Origin of the sequence: Chitinophaga sancti, assembly GCF_034087045.1 — a bacterium.
Lineage (GTDB): Bacteria > Bacteroidota > Bacteroidia > Chitinophagales > Chitinophagaceae > Chitinophaga > Chitinophaga sancti_B.
In genome coordinates this window covers 4,538,053-4,562,192 of record NZ_CP139247.1, presented here as the reverse complement: position 1 = coordinate 4,562,192, position 24,140 = coordinate 4,538,053, and the positions used below count along the sequence as shown (strand labels likewise).

12 protein-coding genes are annotated in these 24,140 nt (G+C 46.3%); 4 read left to right on the top strand and 8 right to left on the bottom strand.

From position 1 onward, the window contains the following. Positions 1-219 precede the first annotated feature (219 nt). Complete coding sequence (gene smc, locus SIO70_RS18545; protein WP_320573129.1) at positions 220-3,750, bottom strand: chromosome segregation protein SMC; 3,531 nt, start codon at positions 3,748-3,750, stop codon at positions 220-222. Positions 3,751-4,180: 430 nt separating this feature from the next. Here smc and SIO70_RS18540 point away from each other — a divergent pair, with 430 nt between their 5' ends. Beyond that, positions 4,181-6,415, top strand: a complete 2,235-nt coding sequence (locus SIO70_RS18540; protein WP_320573127.1) for an FUSC family protein — start codon at positions 4,181-4,183, stop codon at positions 6,413-6,415. Positions 6,416-6,480: 65 nt separating this feature from the next. Here SIO70_RS18540 and bshC read toward each other — a convergent pair whose 3' ends face one another. From bshC to SIO70_RS18510, 6 genes are all read right to left on the bottom strand, one after another. Next, positions 6,481-8,073, bottom strand: coding sequence for a bacillithiol biosynthesis cysteine-adding enzyme BshC (bshC, locus tag SIO70_RS18535; RefSeq protein WP_320573126.1), 1,593 nt, complete (start codon positions 8,071-8,073; stop codon positions 6,481-6,483). Positions 8,074-8,272: 199 nt separating this feature from the next. Next, the gene (locus tag SIO70_RS18530; protein ID WP_320573124.1) at positions 8,273-9,574 is read right to left on the bottom strand and encodes a TolC family protein; all 1,302 of its coding nucleotides are present in this window, start codon (positions 9,572-9,574) and stop codon (positions 8,273-8,275) included. Positions 9,575-9,584: 10 nt separating this feature from the next. Continuing rightward, positions 9,585-12,650: an efflux RND transporter permease subunit gene (locus tag SIO70_RS18525; RefSeq protein ID WP_320573122.1), complete on the bottom strand. Its 3,066-nt coding sequence runs from the start codon at positions 12,648-12,650 to the stop codon at positions 9,585-9,587. Between the two features lie 21 nt (positions 12,651-12,671). Further along, positions 12,672-13,754, bottom strand: coding sequence for an efflux RND transporter periplasmic adaptor subunit (locus SIO70_RS18520; RefSeq protein WP_320573120.1), 1,083 nt, complete (start codon positions 13,752-13,754; stop codon positions 12,672-12,674). Positions 13,755-14,209: 455 nt separating this feature from the next. Next, positions 14,210-15,481 carry a glucose-1-phosphate adenylyltransferase gene (locus tag SIO70_RS18515; protein ID WP_320573118.1) on the bottom strand — a complete coding sequence of 424 codons (1,272 nt, stop codon included), beginning with the start codon at positions 15,479-15,481 and terminating at the stop codon, positions 14,210-14,212. Between the two features lie 86 nt (positions 15,482-15,567). Beyond that, on the bottom strand, positions 15,568-16,992 hold the full coding sequence (locus SIO70_RS18510) for a glycogen synthase (protein WP_320573117.1): 1,425 nt from the start codon (positions 16,990-16,992) through the stop codon (positions 15,568-15,570). 295 nt (positions 16,993-17,287) lie between these two features. Here SIO70_RS18510 and SIO70_RS18505 point away from each other — a divergent pair, with 295 nt between their 5' ends. Further along, positions 17,288-18,193: a DUF72 domain-containing protein gene (locus SIO70_RS18505; protein ID WP_320573115.1), complete on the top strand. Its 906-nt coding sequence runs from the start codon at positions 17,288-17,290 to the stop codon at positions 18,191-18,193. A 63-nt stretch (positions 18,194-18,256) separates the two neighbouring features. On the opposite strand, the gene SIO70_RS18500 is transcribed toward SIO70_RS18505, so the two are convergent. After that, positions 18,257-18,445, bottom strand: coding sequence for a hypothetical protein (locus SIO70_RS18500; protein WP_320573113.1), 189 nt, complete (start codon positions 18,443-18,445; stop codon positions 18,257-18,259). Between the two features lie 170 nt (positions 18,446-18,615). On the opposite strand from SIO70_RS18500, the gene SIO70_RS18495 reads away from it, so the two are divergent. After that, positions 18,616-20,967, top strand: a complete 2,352-nt coding sequence (locus SIO70_RS18495; protein ID WP_320573111.1) for an ABC transporter permease — start codon at positions 18,616-18,618, stop codon at positions 20,965-20,967. A 94-nt stretch (positions 20,968-21,061) separates the two neighbouring features. Further along, positions 21,062-23,992: an FAD-binding and (Fe-S)-binding domain-containing protein gene (locus tag SIO70_RS18490; RefSeq protein WP_320573109.1), complete on the top strand. Its 2,931-nt coding sequence runs from the start codon at positions 21,062-21,064 to the stop codon at positions 23,990-23,992. Positions 23,993-24,140 lie beyond the last annotated feature (148 nt).

The window sequence follows — 24,140 nt, the reverse complement described above, 5'->3', positions numbered from 1 at the left end:
GTTTTTTGTTTGGTTGCGTAAAGTTAGTGCAGAGATCTGAAATCTAAAAGTTAGGAAATCTAAAAGTTGATAGATCTGTAAGTTAATAGACCTAAAAGCGAGTAGATCTGAAATCTAAAAGTTTGAAAAACTACCGGATTAAAAAGCTCCTACTGCTTATTTCACAAAAAGGAACTTGTAAAATCGATCATCTTTCTTTGGCTCTTTCAATTTCTCCCTCTAATTCAGACTCCTGAAATCCACAGGAACAAGTTTACTTACACCTGGTTCCTGCATCGTCACACCATAAATCACATCTACCGATGCCATCGTCTGCTTATTATGCGTCACAATGATAAACTGTGAATTATCCGAAAATTTACGAATCATATTAGTAAACTTCCCAACATTCGCATCATCCAGCGGCGCATCCACCTCATCCAATATACAGAACGGGGCTGGTTTGATCAGGTAGATAGCAAACAGCAGTGCTGTTGCCGTCAGGGTCTTCTCTCCCCCACTCAGCTGTGTAATGGCTGCCGGACGCTTTCCTTTCGGTTTTGCGATGATTTCAATTCCTGTGTCTGCCAGGTTTTCAGGATCACTCAGGATCATGTCACACTGGTCTTCTTCTGTAAACAGCGCCTTAAACACTCTAACAAAGTTTTCCTTCACCTGGTTAAAGGTTTCGAGGAATTTCTGGTTGGCGGTCGCTTCTACTTCCTGGATGGTAGCCATCAGAGATTCTTTGGCGGTCACAAGGTCATTCTTTTGTTCCAGAATGAACTCATAACGTTTCTTCATCTCCTGGTAGGCTTCAATTGCCGTAGGGTTGATCTCACCCATGTTTTCCAGCCGCTTCTTGAGTCGCTCAGCACTACCCTGCAATTCATCTGCCGGCAATACGGAGCTACGTTGTTCGTCGATGATTTCATCAAGATTTACCTTGAATTCTACACTTAAACGCTCCTTCATGGAGGCCAGTTGTAACTTCAGTTCGTTCACCTTGTCTTTGATCACGGTGAGCTGGCGGTCCAGTTCCTCACGCGCACGGGTGCGGGTACGAAGACTGGTTTCCTTTTCCTGCAACTGGTTACGGAAGTTATAGTATTCCTGGTCTTTTTCGTTCAGTTCCTTCTCCTCTGTTTCCTTGCGGCGGAAGAGTTCTACGAGCCCATCTTCGGCAGTGCCCAGTTTGTCTTCGGCAGCGGCGATGTTGGCCACGGCGTCTTCCAGCTGGGATTTATTGCTGGTGATCTGGTTGTGCAGATCGGTCAGTTGTTTACGTTTGAAATCCAGTTCCTGGCGCAGGGCCGCTACTTTGGATTGCTGGCGGGTTTGCTGTAAGTTCTGGTTGTTGAACTGTACGTTCGCCTGGTTGAACTGGGCTTCGGCGTCGCTGGCAGCACGTTCTGCGTTGATAATGCTGTCGTGCAGGGCGTGTACCTTTTCGTTCAGATCTTCCAGTTCTTCTCTTACACCGGCTATGCTTTCCTGGTTTTGTTCCAGGGATTGCTGCATTTCGGCCAGTCGTTTATCGCCGGAATCGATCAGGTGACGGAAGTTCTCGATCCTGTTCTGGAGACCAAACACCTGGTTGTTCAGCTGGTTGATCTTCTCCCGCTGCTGGTTGATCTTGTTTTCATTCAGCTGGGTGTTGAAGCCGAGTACCTGGTTGTGCTTTTCCTGTATCTGTTCCCGCAGGGTAGCGACGATGGTTTCCAGTGCACGGATCTCTTCATCCAGTTTTTCGAGGTTCTTGGCACGACCGAGTTTTTTACCTTCGAAAGCGCCCACGCTACCACCGCTCATGTTGTATTTACCACGTACGATGCGTCCGCTCTTTTCGATCACGAGTACATCCTGGTCAGCAAGCTGGTCCCATTCGATACCGGTTACATTGTCAGCGATGAATACTTTGCCCAGGAGGTAGTTGCCGAGACCTTTGTAACGTTCGTCGATCTCTACCACATCCAGTGCCGGGATGGTATTGGCTGGGGTAAAGAGCTGCCCGCCCTGATGATGGAACTGGTCGAGGATAAAGAAGTTGGCTTTACCCTTTTTGTAGTCATCGAGGAGGTTAATGGCCTGAATGGCTTCGGCGGCGTTGTTGACTACGTAATAGTTCAGGTAAGGTTCGAGCAGGTTCTCCACGCAGGTGCGGTAGTCTTCACGACAGAAGAAGATATCGCTTAGTATGGGTGCCTTATTGTTCCAGTCGGTATTTTTCTTGAGGAATTTGATACTGTCGGGGTAGCCTTCCAGACTGTCAACCAGTGATTTCAGCAGGTCGTACTCGTTCTTTTTCTGATCGAGGGTACGGTTTTCATCCACGAGTTTATCGCGGAGTCCTTCGATTTCGCCCTGGGTGCTGAGGATCTTGCCTTTGGTCTCTTCCTGGAAAGCGACCATATCTTCCAGGTCAGCTTTGCTATCCAGCAGGGTATCCTGGAGGGAGGCCTTTTCTTCTTCCAGTTGCGTGATCTGCAGCTGGCGGTTGGTTTTTTCTTCCTGCAGCTGTTGGATGCTGCGTACCAGGTTTTGTACCGAGGTATCGGCTACGGCCACTTTTTTCTCTGCTTCGAACTGCTGGCGTTGCCATTGTTGCTGATCGCGGCGGAGGGTTTCGAGGGCCAGTTTCTTTTGGTTAAAGGATTCCTTTTTCTCATCGACCATGTCCTGCAGGCCTTCCAGTTGATCCTGGAGGGAGTCGAACACGTCCTGTTCTTCAGTAACCTGGTTTTCAGTAAATGCGATGGAGTCGGTGAGGCCTTGCAGCTGTCCCTCAGCGTTGGCTAGGAAGTGGCTGATATTGCGTTCTCTTTCCTTTAAGTAAGTGAGTTGTTGTGTAGCGAGGTTCTTGTCGTTTTCCTTGGTACGGATGGTGGCTACCAGTTCGTTGAAGGATTTTTGGAGGACAGAGAGTTCGCGTTCTTTGGCTACGAAGTGGAGTTTATCTTCTTCGACGGAGGCTTCATCTTTGGTGATGTCGGCTTCCAGGGCCAGTTTTTTGTCTGATTCGGCTTGTTGCTGGTCGGTGAGGTCTTTAAATTCGACATTAAAGCCTTCGAGGGCAGCTTTGGCCAGTTCTATAGAGACTTCGCGGTATTCTTTCTTGATTTCGTAGAAGCGTTCTGCTTTTCGGGCCTGGGCTTCGAGGGTTTTGAGGTTGTTGTTGATTTCAAATAACAGGTCCTCAATACGGTTCAGATCCCCTTCGGTGGCGTCGAGTTTGGATTTTGCTTCTTTTTTACGGGTTTTGTAGATGGAGATACCGGCGGCTTGCTCAAGCATGCGGCGGCGGGAGTTCTCTTTATCTTTGATGATATCATCCACCATTCCGAGTTCGATAATGGCATAGGAGTCGGTACTGACACCTGTATCCATAAAGAGATTATGGATGTCTTTGAGTCGGCACGCTACGTCATTGAGGCGGTATTCGGAATCGCCGTTCTTGTAGAATTTGCGGGTGATAGTGACAGTGGTAAACTCAGTAGGGAGTACATTGCGGGTATTCTCAAACGTGAGGCTTACTTCAGCCATCCCGCTGGCGGAGCGGGTTTTGGAGCCGTTGAACACCAGGCCTGATTGGTTTTCAGAGCGGAGATTGGAGATCTTATGCTCACCGATAACCCATCGGATGGAGTCGATAATATTACTTTTGCCACAGCCGTTGGGGCCTATAACCCCGGTTACACCCTCGTCGAAGTGTAAGACAGTCTTGTCTGCAAAACTTTTGAAGCCTTTGATTTCTAATGTTTTTAAACGCACAATTGCTCCTCTTTGTTTTTTTTAAGCCGTCAAAGATAACTATGATTTCTCTGATTTGGCGTATCAGATTTTAACCATTCACAGCACAATTATGTTTCCAGGTCATTATTTGTTCAAAGAAAGCAGTAATTTATAATAGATAGACATGTCGGGGGAAATTTAATTATACACAGTTGTGTATAAATTTCAGACAGGTTGCTGAAGATCATTGCTTAAGTTGAATATAATGATGGGTTAGCCGATATGGTAAGGACTAACAGGGGACACAAATTAGGGATTTTTTCTATTTTATGAAAAATTATAAATGGCCTGCGGCTGCGGGAATGAAGGTTTTTTTGGCGGACGCCATTGAGGAGGAGGTAGTTGCGGTCCATTTCAGCCGGAATGGTTTAATCTTTGAATTCATATCTTTGTAAATATTAATTTCTACATGCGGCATTGGATCCAGGAAGTCAGGAATTTCATCTACAGCTATCATTTTAGTACCGGTTTGCGTACCACCATCAGTGTGGTCGTGCCTTCTGTAGTCTGCTCGATGCTGGGCAACCTCCCGCTCGGGATCGTCATTTCGCTCGGCGCCCTCGCTACTGCCCTCTCGGACGTACCAGGAACTGCCATTCATAAGCGAAACGGGACGCTAATTGCCATCGGTTTCATCTGGTTTACCGCCATTACTACCTCTCTCATTATGCCGTACCCGGTATTGATGACCTTTTATATACTGGCGTGTTGTTTTATGAACTCCATGTTGCTTATTTATGGCAACAGAGGGGGGAATATCGGGATCGCCTGTATGCTGGTGATGGTATCTATACTGGGGGAAAAGGCGGTGTCCCCCTACGAAGCAGTCATTCACAGTCTCTATATATTATTAGGTGCAGTTTGGTATGGGCTCCTGGCACTGTTACTCTGGCAGATACGGCCTTATTTAAGTGTACAACAGATGCTCTCTGAGTGTATTACGGAAACGGCGGATTATTTACTGGCAAGGGCGCGGTTTTATGAGCCGGATGCTGGTGATAAAATTGAAGAAATTTATAAAGATGTACTGGCACAGCAAGTCGTGGTGAGTGAGAAACAGGAGGCGGTGAGAGAGTTGTTATTAAAAAGGCGTTCTCACCAGGAAGGTACGACCAGTATTAATAAGGCATTAGTGCTGATCTTCCTCGATATGGTGGACCTGCAGGAGCAGATTATGGCGGCGCAGACGGATTACCAGGCCTTGCATGAGTCATTTGACGGGGCGGGGGTGCTGGATAAATTTCATACACTGATATTGGAGTTTGCAGGCGAGTTGAAGATTATAGGCGAAGCAGTAGCGGCCGGACAACGATCTTTGCCGAAGGCGAACCTGCGGTATGAGATTGTAAAAGTGCAGACGGCTGTGGATGATATCAGGAAAACTTTACCAACAGTTAAAGAGCGGTCACGATTGCTGGTGCTGTCAAATATCCTGCATAACCTGGCGGATATGGCGCAAAGGATCTATAACCTGCACCGGCTTACAAGGCTGGAAAGGGTGAAGGATGAGATTATTGATCCAAGATTACAATTATCCAGTTTTACGAACCATGGGCAGTATGATGCGGAGACATTCTTTAATAACCTGACTTTTCAGTCGCATATATTCAGGCATGCACTGCGTGTAAGTCTGGCGGCGGTGACGGGGTATGTGATCGGCCAGTTATTTCACCTGGACAGGATCTACTGGATATTGCTGACAATAGTGGTGATATTGAAACCAGGTTTTAGTATTACGAAAGCCCGTAGTTATCAAAGGATATACGGAACAGTGGCGGGGGCGCTCTTTGCGGCGGTGATCCTGTTCTTTACGATGAACAATACAGTGATATTTATATTTATGTTGCTGTGTATTCTGGGAGCGTATAGTTTTATGACGCACCAGTATACATTGAGTGTGTTTTTTGTGACGCCGTTTGTGATATTCCTGTTACATTTTCTGCATCCGGCACATTTTTATAATGTGGGTTGGAGAGTGATGGACACAACGATTGGGGGAACGATCGCGTTCTTTGCGAATTTGTTGTTGTGGCCGAGTTGGGAGAAGAATACGTTGCCGAGTCATATGATAAAGATGGTGAAGAGTAATGCGAATTATTTTGAGCAGGTGATGCATTTGTATACACAGGAGACTTTTGTGGTGAATGATTATAAGTTGGCAAGGAAGGATTCGAATGTGAGTGCGGCGAACCTGATGTCAGCGTTTCAGCGAATGCTGTCAGAGCCGAAGAGTAAGCAAAAGAATGGGTCGCAGGTGTATCATTTTGTGGTGGTGAATAATTCGATTATTTCGCATATAGCGGCGTTGGCGAATTATGGGACGACGCATAATGGGGTGAGGTTTCATCAGCCGGAGTATAAGTTGTTGAGTAATAATCTGCAGGCGTATTTTAGTTGTATATTGGAGATGTTGGAGCGGCCTGGGGAGAAAGTGGTGGCGCCGCCGGCGACTGTGGAGGCGTTTGAGACGTTGGATATGAAGTTGGAGGCGATGTATCAGAAGAGGCAGGAGGAGGTGAATAATGGGCAGGGGGATACGGTGTTGAGGCAGGAGATATTGGAGGTGAAGCAAGTGAGGGATCAGTTACATGCGGTGATGAGTTTGTTGAAGGATATGAAGAAGACGTTGGAGCAGAATAGTTAGCAGAATTATCAAAAAAAACGCCTGGACCAAAGGTCCAGGCGTTTTTTTTCGAGGGGCAAGAAAATTTAATCCGTATAAATAATCCCGAATTGATCGGTGATTGGATCCAGATGTTCCAGGATCAGATCAAAGAAACCCGGTCCCTGCTGAATATACCAGGGCATAAAGTTCTCTTTACGCTCCTGTAGACTATTAGCCGGGAATAACTTCTGTTTGAGTACCCGGATCTGGTCCGTCTGCCAGGCGAATTTCTTTTTCTCTGCACGGAGGAACTTATGTTCCAGCTTACCAATGGATTTTATCGCTTTGGATCGCTCTGATTCCACTGATTTCACCAGGGTAATATCAATATCTGCTTTTAAAGACAATTCATCAAAAAGCTTTTCGATCGCCGTGTATTCATCTTTTAAGACCAGTGCGGCATTGGTATGTTTTTGTACAAAATCGTTGACCAATGATTCTACATCCCTGAACAGATCCGGGACTTCCAGGCCCAGTTTGTTTAAACGGGCTAAGGAGGGCATATCTGCCAGCAGGAAGGAGTTGCGCAATAGCAGTACCGGGAATGGAACTTTGTAATGGGCGAAGAGGTCCTGTAATTCAATCCAGTAGGCGATCTCCCCTCCCCCGCCGATAAAGGCGATATTTGGAAGGATGGTTTCCTGGTAGAGGCCTCTTAATATAACGTTCGGGCTGAATCGCTCCGGGTGTTCCTGTAATTCCTTTTCCAGCGTGTCGCGGGTGAACTCGACCGGCATGTGCAGCACTTTCCAGGTATCACCTATCTGAACGATGCGTTCGCGGGAGGTCGGGGTCAGGTAGAACAGGTTGATTTCGCGGGGATTGGCCTGTACTTTATAATGTTGAGAGAGCCGGGTGAGGGTCTCATTAACGATTTTATGGGAATGCTGGTGCAGCAACTCATCCCGCATGACGGGGATGTAGAGTCGCTTCAGCGCCGGGCTGTCAGGGACTAGCACAACAAGACCGAAACGGCCAAAGAGTTCATTTACAAGGTATAAGGTGGCTTCCTGGATGTTTTCGTGTTCGAGGTAAGCCTTTTTCATCATGTCCATAAGTTCAGCGGTGTAAGGGCCGTAACCAAGGGCGGACTCGATGGTGGTGAAGAGATCGGCGAAGCCTTCGGGCTGCATGCGGCCTACGGCGCCTTGCTGGGAGGTGGCCCAGTTGATATTTTTGCCGGCGAGGTAGATGTGGCCGAGTTCGTCGAGGTCAGCATCTTCACTGCCCATGTAGTAAACAGGGACGAATTTATATTGCGGGTACTTGTCTTGCAACTGGCTGGCAAGCTTGATGGCTTGCAGGATCTTGTATACAAAATAGAGGTAGCCCGTGAAGATGTTAGGCTGGTGAGCGGTGGTAATAGTGAAGGTATTCGCCGAGCCTAAGGCATTGATGTTGTTTTTGACGTGATCAGTGATATGAAGGCCCTTGTATTGTTCCTGCAGGGAGGAGACTAATACCCCACGGTTTTGTGGCTGGGATTTTTTGGCGGCGATAGCGGCTTCAAAATCAGGGGATAGGGAAGAATGTTTGTAAAAGGGACGGAGATGCGGATGATCTGCCAGAAAGTCGATTACTAGTTGATTGAAATACCCCGTCTGACTATACGTTATATTGCTTACAGGTTGCTCCATACTACACTCAAATGATCTTTTGAATGCACGAATTTAGGGGAAAAGGGGGATAATTTGGGGGATATTTCATGAGTGGTAAGTTGGGAGGTGGGCGAAAAAGAACGCCTTGACCTTCGGTCCAGGCGTTCTTTTTCGCGGGGCCTGTACCTGCTGGCTTGCGACAGCAGGTACAGGCAGCAGATAAATGACAGCGACAGCGTTATAGCTGGCTGAGTTGATTGCCGTAATATTTCAACCTGATCTCCGCAGATTTTGCGGCGAAGCTTACGTTTATTAAAAGATAACCGGCATTTTCGAAGCTTTGTTGCGCGGTTTTGACATCAATGATCGTCGCTTGCTTGAGTTGAAAACGCTGCAGGACAAGATCCAGCAATTTTCCTGACAGATCGTAGTTGTCTTTGGCAGTTTGTAATTGCTGCAGGTTATTATTATACGCCTGCCAGCTCTTGACAATATTGCCGGTGTAGTTGATGCCGAGCGTATCCCTGATCAACTTGTCATTGGAGGTATTGATACCAGCGATTTCCTGTCTCCTTTTGTAAACAGAACCATTGAAGATCGGGATATTTACACCTACACCGACATATGGACCATAGTTCTGGTTCAATAAGGAGAATCCATCACTGTTCTTGGTATAATTATAATTATAGCCGGCATTGCCTGTCAGAGAAGGATAGCGATATGCAGCCGTTTCCCTTTCAAGGTACTGATCGATCTGCACCTGTTTGCCTGCGGCAATCAGGTCAGGATGTTGCTCCATGGATTGGAGGATGGGTGCCAGCTGGAGATCCGTGGCTACGATAATGGTGTCTTTGATCTGAATGAGCGAGTCTTGTTTTAAGGTCAGGACAGTCAGTAAATCGGTTTTGGCCTGATCGATCACCAGTTGCTGCGCCTGCAGGTTTTGCATTTGTGTGTTCAGATCTACCTGGGCCTGAAAGAGGTCTGCATTGTTGGCCACGCCCACACTTTGCTGTGCTTTTACGATATCCAGTTTCTGACGGGATACTTCCAGTGAGCGTTCCAGAGTGGCCGCATAGCTCTCCTGCCGAATGATGTCGTAATATTTAATCATCACATTGTAGGTGATGTACGCAACGCGGGATTTGAGGTAGTCATTGCTCATAGACTCAGCAACATCCAGACGTTTGCTGGCATTGGAGATCTTACTACCGCTGTAAATTGGAACGGTGGCGCCCAGGCTGGCAGAGAGTTCGTTAGAGCGGACGTTATTGCTCGATTTGTTGTTCGCAGCGTTTGCGTACTTCTGCTCAAGACTGGTGAGCTGTTCTACATCGGAGCCGGAAGCACTGATTACAGGCATACCACCAGCTATACCGTAGTTGTTATTTTGCTCCGCAATCTTCACATTATTCTCCGCGATCTTAATGCCTAAGTTTTTATTTAAAGCAATATTCACAGCATCCTTCAGTGTGAGCTGCTGCGCATGCAGCAGCCTCGGAAGTGAGAAAAAGGTTAGATATATAATAAATCTTTTCATGAATTTTGTTTTATTCTGCCACATCAGGTATGTGTGCCTTGTGCTTACTACTCACAAAGGTATATATTGCCGGAATCACGAACAGGGTCAGGATCAGTGAGAACACAATACCACCCACTACCACGATCCCCAATGGTACACGACTTGTGGATGCCGCTCCCAGGCTCATGGCCAGAGGCAATGCACCCAATGCCGTAGCCAGCGATGTCATGAGGATCGGACGCAGACGTTGTGATGCCGCCTCTACTACCGCATCATGTTTGTTCATACCCATCTCACGCTTCTGGTTTGTAAACTCTACGATCAGGATACCATTCTTCGTGACCAGTCCAATCAACATGATCATACCGATTTCGGAGAAGATATTCAATGTCTGGCCAAAGATCCACAGGCTCAGCAATGCACCTGCCAATGCCAGCGGCACCGTGAGCATGATGGTGAACGGATCGATAAAGCTTTCAAACTGTGCGGCGAGTACCAGATAGATCAATACCAACGCAAGCAGGAAGGCAAATACGATATTGGAAGAACTTTCTGCATAGTCACGGCTGGAGCCGGACAATGCCGTATGGAAGGTTGGATCCAGTAGCCTGTCTGCTATCGCCTGCATGGCTTTGATGCCATCACCAATGGTATGACCCGGTGCCAGGGATGCAGAAATGGTGGAACTCTTGAAACGGTTGAAGTGATACAACGTAGCCGGACTTGTACTGGTCACTATTTTCACGACTGCATCCAATGGAATTTTATCTCCACTTGCATTGCGTACATAGATATGACTGATATCCGCAGGTTCATTTCTCTCCGTTCTTTCCAATTGTGCAATTACGTAATATTGGTAGCCGTTCATGATGAAATACGCCAGACGGCCACCACTGAAAGCAGCCTGCATAGCAGAGATCACATCATTCGTAGATAAGCCGAGATCCTTGATCTTCATACGATCGAACGTTACTTCCAATGTAGGTTTTGTAAATTTCAGATCTACGTCTACGTTAGCGAAGGTTGGATCTTTACGAGCTTCTTCAAGGAATAACGGAATCGTCTTTTTAAGTTTATCTAAATCCTGATTTTGCAGGATAAACTGTATGGGTAAACTGGTCTTGGAACCGGAACCCACCGCAATTGTCTGTTCCTGTATCGTGAAGATACGTGCATCATTAAAGCGCTTCAACTTCCTGTTCAGGTCATTGGCAATCTCTGCCTGACTACGATCACGCTCTTCCGGCGGTACCAGGCCAATACGTGGCTGAGAACTATTGATCACGGAACCCGCAGGTGTTCTTGCGAATACGAAGGCTCTTTCCGGTACTGAGTCATACAGGTAATTCGCTATCTTGTCACTCACAGCCTGGGTATAACTATAGCTCGTACCTTCAGGTAAACTCACCGTCATACGGATACTGCTTCTGTCTTCAAGAGGTGCAATTTCACTTTGAATACTACTTAAGATCAACCAGATCATACCTGCACACACCAGAATGATGGCCACTGCGACCCAGCGCACTTTCATAAATGCTTCCAGCCAGCGCTTGTAGCCACTTTCCATCCCCTGGAAAAATGGTTCTGTTCTTTCATAGAACTTGCCATGACCAGCATCTTTCTTATTCAGGTACACATTTAATACTGGCGTAATCGTTAGGGATACAAAGGCAGAGATCAAAACCGCTGTGGCAAGTACGACCCCGAATTCACGGAATAACCTGCCTACAAATCCCTGCAGGAAGATCACCGGCATGAATACCACGGCCAATGTCAATGATGTAGAAATGACCGCAAAGAATATCTCTTTACTTCCTTCCAGCGCAGCCGTACGAATGCTCATCCCCTGCTCCAGTTTACGGAAGATATTTTCCGTGACCACAATACCATCATCCACCACGAGGCCTGTAGCCAGTACGATACCTAACAGCGTTAATATATTAATGGTAAAGCCCGCGAGGTACACCACAAAGAAGGTGGCGATCAGCGAGATGGGAATATCTATTAATGGACGGATGGCAATCAGCCAGTTTCTAAAGAAGAAGAAGATCACTAATACCACGAGTGCAAATGCAATGATCAGGGTTTCCTTTACTTCGGCCAGTGACTGTCTGATATTGCGGGTATTATCTACCAGCACACTGAATTCAATATCGTCTTTGTTGGATTCCCTGATTGCCTCCATACGTTTTTTGAACTCATCGGCAATGGCGATGTTGTTCGCGCCTGGTTGTGGAATGATTGCCAACCCTACTGCATTTACACCATTGTATTTCCAGCCCTGTTCTTCTATCTGCGGACCCAGTTCCACACGGGCTACATCACTGAGACGAACAATGCCTGTGCTGTCTTCACGGAGAATGAGGTCACGGAAATCTTTTTCTGTGGTGAGGCGACCAATGGCGTTAATAGTTAGTTCAGTGTTGTTACCATATACTTTACCGGCGGGCAACTGCACGTTTTCATTGCTAAGGGCCGTGCTGATATCATTATAGGCCACATTGTAAGCATCCATCTTTGCTTCATTGAGCCAGAGGCGCATGGCATAGCTTTTATCACCAAAAATGTTCACAGAGCTTACCTGGTCGATGGTCTGTAATTGTTGCTGTAGTACGTTATCGACATAGTCACTCAGTTCCATGAGCGACTTGGTACGGCTTTGAACAGCGAGGATCAGGATCGGGTCACTGTTCGCATCGGACTTGGTGACAACCGGTGGTGCATCGATGTCCAGCGGCAGACTTTTAGTTGCCTGACTCACCTTGTCACGCACGTCACTGGCAGCGGCTTCGAGGTCGATACCCAGGTTGAACTCCACCGTGATCACGCTGCTACCCAGGGAACTATTGGAAGAGATGGTACGGATACCGGGAATACCGTTGATCTGTTTTTCCAGTGGTTCGGAGATCTGGCTTTCCATGATATCCGGGTTCGCACCTGTATAAGAAGTGGTTACTGTAATAATAGGAGGATCGATGGCAGGGTAGTCTCTCACTGCCAGGAAATAGTAGCCAATCACCCCAAACAGTATAATCAGGAGATTCATCACTGTCGCAAGGACAGGCCGCTTCAATGATAGTTCTGATATATTCATTTGTTGAATTCCGTTGGGTGATTATTGCTGTGCAGCCACGAGTTTTTCCAGTGTCTTCACTTGTCTGACTTTCACAGGCGCATCGGGGCGGGCGAAGAGCACGCCTGTCACCACGACGGTATCACCTACAGCGATGCCGCTGGTGACTTCCACATTATTGGCTTCCCGCACGCCGGTTTGCACGGTGGTGAGGCGGGCCTTGCCGTCTTTGACGAGTACGACCTGGTTATTTTTATCATTTGGAATGAGTGCATTGGTAGGGACCATGATGGCTTTGGTATCCGCACCGGCATTTAAGTAAACTTTTACAAATGCGCCGGGGCGGCCTTTGCCGTCGGAGAGCAGGGCGCGCACTTTTACGTTGCGGCTCGTCTGACTCACCTGTGGTTCGGTAGCGATAATAGTGGCTTGCTTGCGGGTGCCATTGTTCGCATCGCTTACTACTTCAACCACACCACCTTTTTTGAGGTTGTGGGCGTAGTTTTCAGGTAAGGTGAAGTCGACCCGCATTTTGTCGGGCGACTGGATCGTGGCGATCAGGGTCGCTGGTGTGGCGTATGCCCCGATGCTGACCTGACGTAGGCCGATAGTACCGGTAAAGGGGGCACGGACAGCGGCTTTGTCTATCTGGGCCTGGGTGTATGCCATATCGGCTTTGGTGCCGTTCACATTGTTCAATGCCAGGTCGTAGTCGGCCTGGTTAATACCGTTAATGTCCAGGAGTTTGCGGTCGCGTTGTTCTGTTTTTTCGTAGAGATCCAGGAGAACTTTGGATTTTTCCAGTTGTGCCTGTAGGTCAGCATCGTTGATACGGGCAATGAGGGTGCCTTTTTCGACGATGGCGCCTTCGGGAACGTTGAGGAAAGTAATCCTGCCACTGATTTCGGGATGGAGTTCGGCGTATTCGTTGGGAACGATCGTACCGTTTGCCTCGATGTTATTGCTTACACTACGGGTGTCAGCGATAATGACATCTACAATGGTAGGTTGGTTTCCCTGAGATTTAGCATCGTCCTTGTTCTTTTTTTCATGGCAGGCGACTGATAATAACAGCAGACAACAGAGACCTGATATATGTATTGCCCTTCGATCCAGCAAGACCATCAAATTGATTTTTTGTTGAGTACCTAAAAAACAAATGTAGATTTCGGGAGAAGGAGGAACGTGTTATGTCGGCGAATGAGGAATATGTGTCGGTGATCAGGCAAAAACATGAGATGAACGGGCGGCAAGACCCGATAAAAGAAGGCAATATTTTAACAGTATTTAACGCTGTTATTAAGATTAATTTTTTTACATTCCGCTGGTCTGAAAGGCTTTGCTGGTGCGGTTTTTCAAAGAAATGGAAATAAAAACCACTTGTCAGTTTTAAAGTGAATTTTAACAGTTTTTTTGACCGCTAAACCAAAAAAAATCGCTTTTACCAATGGTAAAAGCGATTTTTTTGAAACCAGCCATCAGCGCTGTAAATCCAAAAACCGGATTCCACAAAACCAATCCTCACAAATCAAACTCTCTTAACCCAACTCTCTCAACACAACTCTCTCACCCCCACTCTATCAAATCACAAAACCATCCGGCAATACCATTCCATTCTTAATCACCACAATTCCATCCTTCACGGTGTACTGCTCATGCTCACCATCCGGCAATGTTTCACCTACATTTATCTTTACATTGTTGCCAATGCTTACATTCTTATCTATTATCGCATTATTGATCACACAGTTATCTCCAATCCCCATTGGCGGATGGCCTTTGGCCTTGGCCCTGGCCAGGTCTTCGAGGGTTTGGTAGAAATCGCTACCCATGATGTAGCTGTTTGTGATCACTGAACCACGGCCAATACGGGCACGGATACCCACAACACAACGTTCCAGGGTGCTATCTGAAATAATTGTACCGTCTGCGATGATGGTCTTGTTGAAGGTACCGCTCATCTTTGCCGGTGGCAGCATACGCGCACGGGAATAGATGGTCTTGCCTTCATCAAATAAATTGAACTGAGGGATCTCATCTGTCAATGACAGGTTTGCTTCCCAGAATGAGCTGATATTTCCGATATCCGTCCAGTAACCGGTGTATTGATAGCTCATTACTTTCAGATCTGCGTTGATCGCGTATGGAATAATCTCTTTACCAAAATCGGTGGCAGCCTCCTGTCCTTTCAGCAATTCATTGAGCGTGGATCTGCTGAAGATGTAGATACCCATACTTGCCAGGTATTCTCTACCTGCTGCATGCATCTCATCGCTTACAGGCGAAGCCCAGGGTGCCAGTACATCCTGTTTCGGCTTTTCTGTAAAGGAGGTGATAGTTCCTTTTTCATCAGTTTTTAATATACCAAAGTCAGAAGCGTCTTTAGCAGTGACCGGGATGGTACCGATCGTTACCTCTGCCTGTGATTCAATATGATGTTGCAGCATCTCCCTGAAATCCATCTGATACAGCTGGTCGCCGGATAGTATGAGCACATAGTCATACTCATAGTTCTCGATATGATGGAGGCACTGACGCACCGCATCGGCTGTACCCTGGTACCAGGTGGGGTTATCGGGAGTTTGTTCTGCAGCCAGGATATCTACGAACGCCTTACTGAAGTGGCTAAAGTGGTATGTATTCTTAATATGCTTATTCAGTGACGCGGAGTTAAACTGGGTGAGCACAAAGATGCGGTTCATGTCCGCATTCAAACAATTGGAGATGGGAATATCCACCAACCTATATTTACCGGCTACGGGCACAGCGGGTTTCGAGCGCCTGCGGGTGAGCGGGTATAGACGGGTACCGGAACCGCCTCCTAAGATAAGGGAGATAACTGCGTTAGACATATATTCTATTCTTTTGTTTCGTTGAAATAAATGATTACTATATGGAAAGTCCCGTTTACAAACTTACGTGGAAAGTTCCGTGCCAATTAAGGTCTGATTACTATTGATTCGTATAATTTTACATATTCTGCAGCGGCGCTGTCCCAGGAGTGATCGATCTGCATAATATATTCCTGGATTTCCTGCAATGCCTGTGCATCACGGTACAGCTCCACAGCGCGGCTCACGGCCTGGCACGCATCCCAGACTTCTGCCTGTATAAAGCGGATACCGAAACCACCCTGGTCTCCAAAATCCTTCACGGTATCTTTAAGGCCACCTGTGCTACGTACTATCGGCATTGTGCCATAACGCAGTGCATACAACTGGTTCAGGCCACAAGGTTCTACCCTGCTTGGCATTAACAGGAAATCACTACCGGCATAGATCCTATGCGATAAGCCCTCGTTATAACCATATTGTACATTAAAGTTTGAACCAGTCGTATTTTTTGTCTGGTGCAGACGCCACTCTGTATGCGGATCTCCACTACCCAATACAAGGAAGTTGAGCTGATTCTGTTGCTCATATAGTGAACGACCAATAATATCTGGTAACAGGTCGGCGCCTTTTTCGCCTACCAGGCGGCCAATGAAGGAGAATAATGGTAATTCGGGGTCAAATCCAAACTCCTCACACAATTGGCGCTTTATTTCTCTTTTCCCGTTTACAAAGGAAGTATCATCATAGTGGATAGGTAACATCGGATCTGTGGCAGGATCCCATACTTTGTTGTCAATCCCATTCAGGATACCCTTGCACTTGCGACGCTCGCTTCGCAGCAAACTTTCCAGTCCATTCGCGCCGTTATACATTTCTTCGAGGTACCCGGGTGAAACGGTGGTAACTCTCCATGCACATTTGATGGCTGCCGCCAGTGGGTTCACAGCGCCCTCCCATCCTACCAGGCCTGCCTTCCAGAGGTCAAAACCCGGTAACCGGTATAGCTGATCCCAGCCAAACTGGCCCTGGTACTGTGCATTGTGGATGGTGAGTACGGAGGCTATATTGCGCAGCCTTTCGTACTTGTAAGCATGTGTCATCAAAAAAGGAATAAACCCTGTATGATGATCGTGACAATGCACGACGTCCGGATGATGCTGCCATTCATTCAGCCAGTCCAGCACAGCGATCTGAAATGCCAGAAAACGTTCCAGATCATTCCAGTGACCATACACGCCCTCCTTGTCCAGTAGTCCGGGAATATCCAACAGGTACAGGTCAAAGCCCAGTACGTTGTTCTTTTCGCGGAATACATTGACATGGTACCAGTTGAACCCTACCCAGGTTCCTCCCTGGTGCACGAGCTCAAATTCGTTTTGTTCAAAAAAGCGGGATTTATAAGCGGGCATCACTACCTTGGCTACACACCCTAACTGGTGTTGATACTTTGGCAGTGCACCTACTACATCGGCTAATCCTCCAACTTTCGCTACCGGATAACATTCCGCGCTAACGTGTAAAATTTCCATGCTTGTCAGTTAATGAAATAAAGGGCTTGTATGCAATCAAATTAGCTTGGAAAAAGGATATTGCAAAGGAATATCCAAATTTTCTTTCTATTATTTGCATAGCCGCCACTGGTACAGCCTGCTGGCTTCAAACCCGCTCCTATTACGCTTGTAGAAAGCCTTTCAATTCATAATGATTTTTTACCATAAGGCGATTTCTTCACCACGATGTGTGGCGTGGCAACCACGGAATGCAGAAAAAGCGATTATAGTGAAAAATCTTATCTTCGAAGGCTATTAATTTCCAATTAGTTTTATGCAATTTGGTCGCGTTAATGATTCATTATTAAGCAATATAGATTTTACTCTTCCTGATCCTGCTGACAACCAACTGGTATTACCCGGTAAGCCGGCGGCAAATGTCGGGATGTATATCGGCTGCCCCCGATGGGGAATGAAGGAATGGGTTGGCCACCTTTACCCCAAAGGCACCAAAGAAGCCAATTATATTGAGCAATATCCCCATCATTTCAATTGTATTGAGTTCAATGCTACCCATTATAAGATCTATGATGCTTATACGATCGGCAAATGGAAGGAACGGGTAAACAGAACGGATTTTAAATTTTGTCCTAAAGTGCCGCAGTCCATCAGTCACTATAGTAATCTTGTAAATGCGCAGGACCAAACGACCGCCTTCCTTGAAGGTATCCTTGCACTGGAAGAAAACCTGGGACCTATCTTTTTGCAATTGGGAGAGAACTATAGTCCGACACGGAGAGACAACCTATATAAATATCTGCAAAGTCTGCCGACGGATCTGCAATGGTATTTAGAGCTCAGGCATCCGGATTGGTTTAATAACCCTGCGACCACCAAAGAGCTCTTTGATACATTAAGAGGACTAAAAATAGGTGCGGTGATCACTGATACAGCTGGTAGAAGGGATTGTGTACATATGCACTTACCCACCCCGGGGTCTATGGTCCGCTTCGTGGGGAATAGTTTACACCCGACGGATTATAAAAGGATGGATGACTGGGTGCACAGGATCGATCAATGGATGAAGAATGGATTAAGGGAATTGTATTTCTTTATGCATATGGGGGATGAACTGAGTTATATTGATGCGACTGTTTATTTCATAGATAAATTAAAAGAAGTGTGCGGAATCAGTATACCGAAACCTGTATTCCAACCTAAACAACAATCGTTATTTTAAATAAGGAGGCGGTAAAAAAGCATGTGCTTTTTTACCGCCTCACCCGCTTAAGCAGCCATCATCTTATCGCTGCTTTGGATTTTTATCGCCTTTGTTTTGTTCTTTTTTATGTTTGTCCTTTTTAGGCAGAATCACCTTTTCAGTATCATCTGAAGTCACTTCTCTTGTTATATTACGGCTATAATCGTTACCGAGGTTAGGTCCCCCCTGTTCTAAACCGTTACTACCTATTGATCTGTCTCTGATTTCCATAACTCACAATTTTTTGGGTGAAAAATTCTTTATATAGTGAGACCAGAAACCATGCCAGTCAAAGTGTTCACAACCGGACACAAGTTGCTGAAAGTGAACAGTCTGCAAACGAAAAGTCATTCATTTACAATCATTTACAAACTGGTATCATTGTAGGACTAATTTTTTTTATGATCTGGAATTATTGCCGTGTTGCCTGGCGCAACCTTAAACAGCACAAGACGCTTTCTGCTATTAATATTACAGGGCTTGCTCTGGGTATGGCATTCGCCCTCCTTATCGGCATGTGGGTACAATATGAAAAGAGTTTTGATCTGTTTCATTTGAATGGAGAGCGAATAGGCGTATTCGTGAAACACACGCTATTCAATGATATAAAAGGATCCCAGTACAGCACGCCCGTTCCTATCTACGATATCATGCAGCATGATTATCCTGAAATAAAGCGTGCCACGAGGATAAGTCAGTCCTCGCAAATGAGCCTGGTACATGGTACCACTAAGTATTTAAAGAATTGCCTCTTTGTTGATCCGGCTTTTCTCCAAATGTTTTCCTTCCCGCTGATTGAAGGCAATGTCAATACCGCCTTGAATGATGTGAACAGTATTATTCTGACAAAATCACAGGCGAATGCCTATTTTGGAAATGCATCTGCATTGGGGCAATTTGTAAAAGTAGACAATGAAGAATTGCAGGTGACCGGTGTGATGGCTGATGTGCCTTCGAATTCAACATTCCAGTTTGATTTTCTCGTACCTTTTTCATTGATGGAAAAGAAGTATGAATTTGTCAGGAATGCGCGGTCCAACTGGGGAATCAACTTTTCATGGAATGCAGTAGAGCTCAATCCTGGTGTAAGTATGGCAGATTTCTCCAAAAAAATAAGTGGGTTAATGCACCTGCATGATCCGGAACATAATAACCAGTTCCTGGACATACAGCCATTGACACGCATGCACCTGCACAATGAATTCAGGGACTGGAAAGAAAGTGGTGGCAGAATGACCTATGTACATCTCTTTACCATCATTGGCATTTTTGTGCTCCTGATTGCGTGTATCAATTTTATGAATCTGAGTACGGCAAGGTCTGAAAAGCGCGCCAAAGAAGTAGGTATCCGTAAAGCAATCGGTTCCGGACGTACACAACTGGTCGGACAGTTCCTCTCAGAATCTATTATGACAGCATTGATTGCATTTATCTTTGCCATCATCTTCATTTTGCTCATACAACCTTTTCTTGGACAGGTAGGTATATCTCATGTACAGTTTACTTATCAGCATGTGTGGATGGCATTAGGTATCTGTATTACCACAGGACTACTCGCCGGTAGTTATCCTGCCTGGTACCTTTCTGGCTTTATTCCCGTGAAGGTATTGAAAGGCCCGGTGCATACAGGCCGTAGCGCAGTCACGCTGCGTCGTGTATTAGTCGTGTTTCAGTTTGCCATTAGTATTGCCCTTATCATTAGTACGGGAATTGTATTCCAGCAGATCAGGCATGCACAGTCACGATCTTTGGGATATAATCCCGATAACCTTATATCAGTGGCCACCAGTGATGCATTAAATAAGAATTTTTCAGCACTGAAGCAGGAACTGTTAAATACCGGGAAACTGGAGGCTGTAACCAGAGCATCACAACCCATGACGGCTAATTATAACAAGTGGAGTGATTTCTCATGGAGTGGCAAAGACCCCAAAGCAGAAATTGGAATGGATGTGATCATGGGCGATTATGATTATGACCAGGTAACGGGTATGCAGCTGCTGCAGGGCCGTTCTTTTGAAGCCGGCCGGCCGGCAGATTCCAATGCCGTAGTATTAAATGAAACCGCACTGAAGACCATCGGGTACACAGATCCTATTGGAAAGACGATACAATCTGGTTCCCTCACACTTACCATCATTGGTATTGTAAAGGATCTTGTATTGTACAATCCCTACCAGACCGCCTATCCGCTGGCAATCATCTTTGAAAAGGATGATGCGAACAATATTTTGCTACGCCTGAAAAAGGGGGTAGACTTATCTAACACCCTCAGCACCATTCAGCCTGTTTTTGAAAGATATAATACGGACCTCCCCTTCATTTATAGCTTTACCGACCAGGATTTCGCACATAAATTCGAAATGGAAAATCAGGTAGGTCGTATAGCAGCCGCCTTTGCCCTGTTGGCCATTTTGATTTCGGGATTGGGACTCTTTGGCCTCGCTATGTTCATGGCAGAACGCAGAACCAAAGAAATCGGTATCAGGAAAGTACTAGGCGCCAGTCTGCCACAACTCTGGCTATTGCTATCCAAAGACTTTATATGGCTGGTATTACTGGCGGGTATAATAGCATCCCCATTTACCTATTTCCTGATGCATAACTGGCTCACACATTTTGATTACAGGATCCAGATCAGCTGGGAGATCTTTGTGGGCGCAGGGATCCTGGCCTGCGGAATTGCACTCCTGACAGTGAGTTATCAGTCTATCAGGGCGGCGATGGTCAACCCGGTAAAAAGTTTGCAATAAATTCTTTAAAAATTTGATAAAATCTAACAAAATCACTCATTTGCATTCCAGCAATCTAAACCTTACTTTTGCCTTCTGAAAAGGGAAGAATAATATGCGCGAAAAGCTTAGGGAGCTTGCCGGACAATTTACCGGAACGTTATACACTGATGACACCATGCGTACCCTGTACGCCACAGATGCTTCAGCATACAGAGAAATGCCATTGGCAGTAGCTATCCCAGCCAATGAAGAAGACATCAAAACACTGATCCGATTTGCGAGGGCAAACAAAACGTCGCTGATTCCGCGTACGGCTGGTACCTCGCTGGCAGGACAGGTAGTCGGAAATGGTATCGTAGTAGACGTGTCGCGCACCTTCACCAACATCCTCGAAATTAATACGGAAGAACATTGGGTAAGAGTTCAGCCCGGCGTGATCCGCGATGAACTAAATCTATTCCTGAAACCATACGGCTTCTACTTCGGTCCTGAGACATCGACTGCTAACCGCGCCATGATTGGCGGGATGGTGGGCAATAACTCCTGCGGTTCCAACTCCGTTGTGTACGGCAGTACCCGCGAACACCTGCTGGAAGTAAAAGCTATTCTCAGCGATGGCTCGGACGTGACGTTCAACAGTATCTCTGCCGAAGAGTTTCATGCCCGTTGTGAAAAGAACGATGGCAGCCTGGAAACCGCCGTTTATAAACAAATACGTACCCTGCTTGGTAACCACTCCAACCAGGAAGAAATACGCCGCGAATTTCCAAAACCAAGCATCCTTCGGAGAAATACTGGTTATGCTGTAGACATGTTGCTGGAAACCGCGCCTTTCACTGCCGGTAAAGAAGACTTTAACTTCTGTAAACTCATTGCCGGGTCCGAAGGTACCCTGGCGTTCCTCACTGAAATTAAAATCAACGTATCGCCCCTACCTCCAAAAGAGACAGGTCTGCTCTGCGTACACTTTAATAACGTAGATGAATCCCTGCGCGCGAATATTATTGCCATGCAATATAAACCCAGTGCCAGTGAACTGATCGATCACTACATACTCGAGTGTACAAAAGACAATATTGAACAAAGCAAGAACCGCTTTTTTGTACAGGGTGATCCCGGGGCGATCCTCGTGGTAGAATTCATGCGCGATACCCGTGGGGAAATTACTGAGATCTCCGACCGCCTCACTGCGGAACTGAAAGCTGCGGGGCTGGGTTACCACTTCCCTCTCCTGTTTGGCGCTGATTCCAAGAAGATCTGGACACTGCGCAAAGCAGGTCTGGGTTTGCTCAGCAACCTGCCGGGTGATGAAAAAGCGGTGCCAGTGATTGAAGATACTGCCATCGACATCTATGATTTGCCTGACTATATCCGTGACTTTAACGAGATATTAAAAGCCAATAATCTCTATTGTGTGCACTATGCACATGCGGGTAGCGGTGAGATCCACCTGCGTCCTATCATCAATCTGAAAACAGAAGAAGGGAACGCCCTCTTCCGTAAAATTGCTGAAGAATTTGCGACACTCGTAAAGAAGTACAAAGGTTCACTGAGTGGAGAGCACGGTGATGGTCGTTTGCGTGGTGAGTTCATCCGCCAGATGATCGGGGATAAAAACTATGAACTGCTCAGAGATGTGAAATATACGTGGGATCCGGAGAACATCTTCAATCCGAATAAGATTGTAGATACGCCGAGTATGAACAGTATGCTGCGTTATACACCGGGGCAACAAACACCGCCTATTCAAACGGTCTTCCACTTCCCGGAACAGACCATTCTGCAACACGCAGAGCAGTGTAACGGTTCCGGTGATTGCCGTAAGACGCAACTGAGTGGTGGTACTATGTGTCCAAGCTATATGGCTACGCGCAATGAAAAGGATACGACCCGTGCAAGGGCGAATATCCTGCGTGAGTTCCTGACACATTCCAATAAAGAAAACCGTTTCGATCATAAAGAGATCAAAGAAGTACTGGACCTTTGTCTGGCTTGTAAAGGCTGTAAGTCTGAATGTCCTTCGAATGTAGATATGGCGAAACTGAAAATGGAATTCCTGCAGCATTATTATGATGCGAATGGGGTACCTTTCAGAGCAAAGTTGATCAGTAATTACAACCGCCTGAATGGGTTGGCCCAGTATGTACCGGGCATTTACAACTGGATGATCAATACGAAGGCAACCGGGAATCTAATTAAGAAAACTTCTGGTTTTGCAAAAGATCGTTCATTGCCAGGGTTACAATCTATTACCCTCCGTCGCTGGTTTAAGAAAGAATGGCCGGGTATAAAAGCGGGATTGCCGGCGGCCAACAGGAAGGTGTATTTGTTCTGTGATGAGTTTACGAACTTCAATGATACACATATTGGTATCAAAGCAGTGCAGTTGTTGCATCGCTTAGGATATGATGTGGTAATGATTGAGCATCCGGAAAGTGCACGTGCATGGTTGTCTAAAGGTTTGCTGCGTAAAGCGAGGGTATTTGCAGAACAGAATGTACGGATCTTTAGTGAGGTGATAAATGATAATGTGCCTTTGTTGGGTGTGGAGCCTTCGGCTATATTAAGCTTTAGAGATGAGTATCCTGACCTGGTGAGGGAGGAATTAAGATCTTCAGCGAAGGAGCTGGCGAAAAATGTATTCCTGATTGATGAGTTTTTGAATAAAGAAGCGGAGAAGGGGAATATTAAAGGTTCACAGTTTACTGATGAGAAAAAACAAATAAAACTACATGGGCATTGTCAGCAAAAGGCATTGTCTTCCGCTTTGTTTAGTAAGAATATGTTATCACTGCCGGCACAGTATTCAGTGGAGGTGATTCCTTCTGGTTGTTGTGGTATGGCAGGGTCTTTTGGGTATGAGGAAGAGCATTATGATTTATCTATGCAGATAGGTGAACTCGTTTTATTCCCGGCTGTAAGGAGTGCGGCGGATGATACGCTGATAGCGGCGCCGGGTACAAGTTGCAGGCATCAGGTGAAGGATGGGACAGGGAAGAAAGCGATGCACCCAATCGAAATATTATTTGACGCATTAAAATAGATTGTAGGTGGTTTTTATCACTGTCTTCAGCACGGTTTATTAGCGCGGCTGTAGGCCGCGCTAATAAACCGTGCACCAAAAATAAAAAGCCGCCCACCAAAACTAAAGAGCTTTTGCCTTCTTCGGCAAAAGCTCTTTAGTTTTGGTT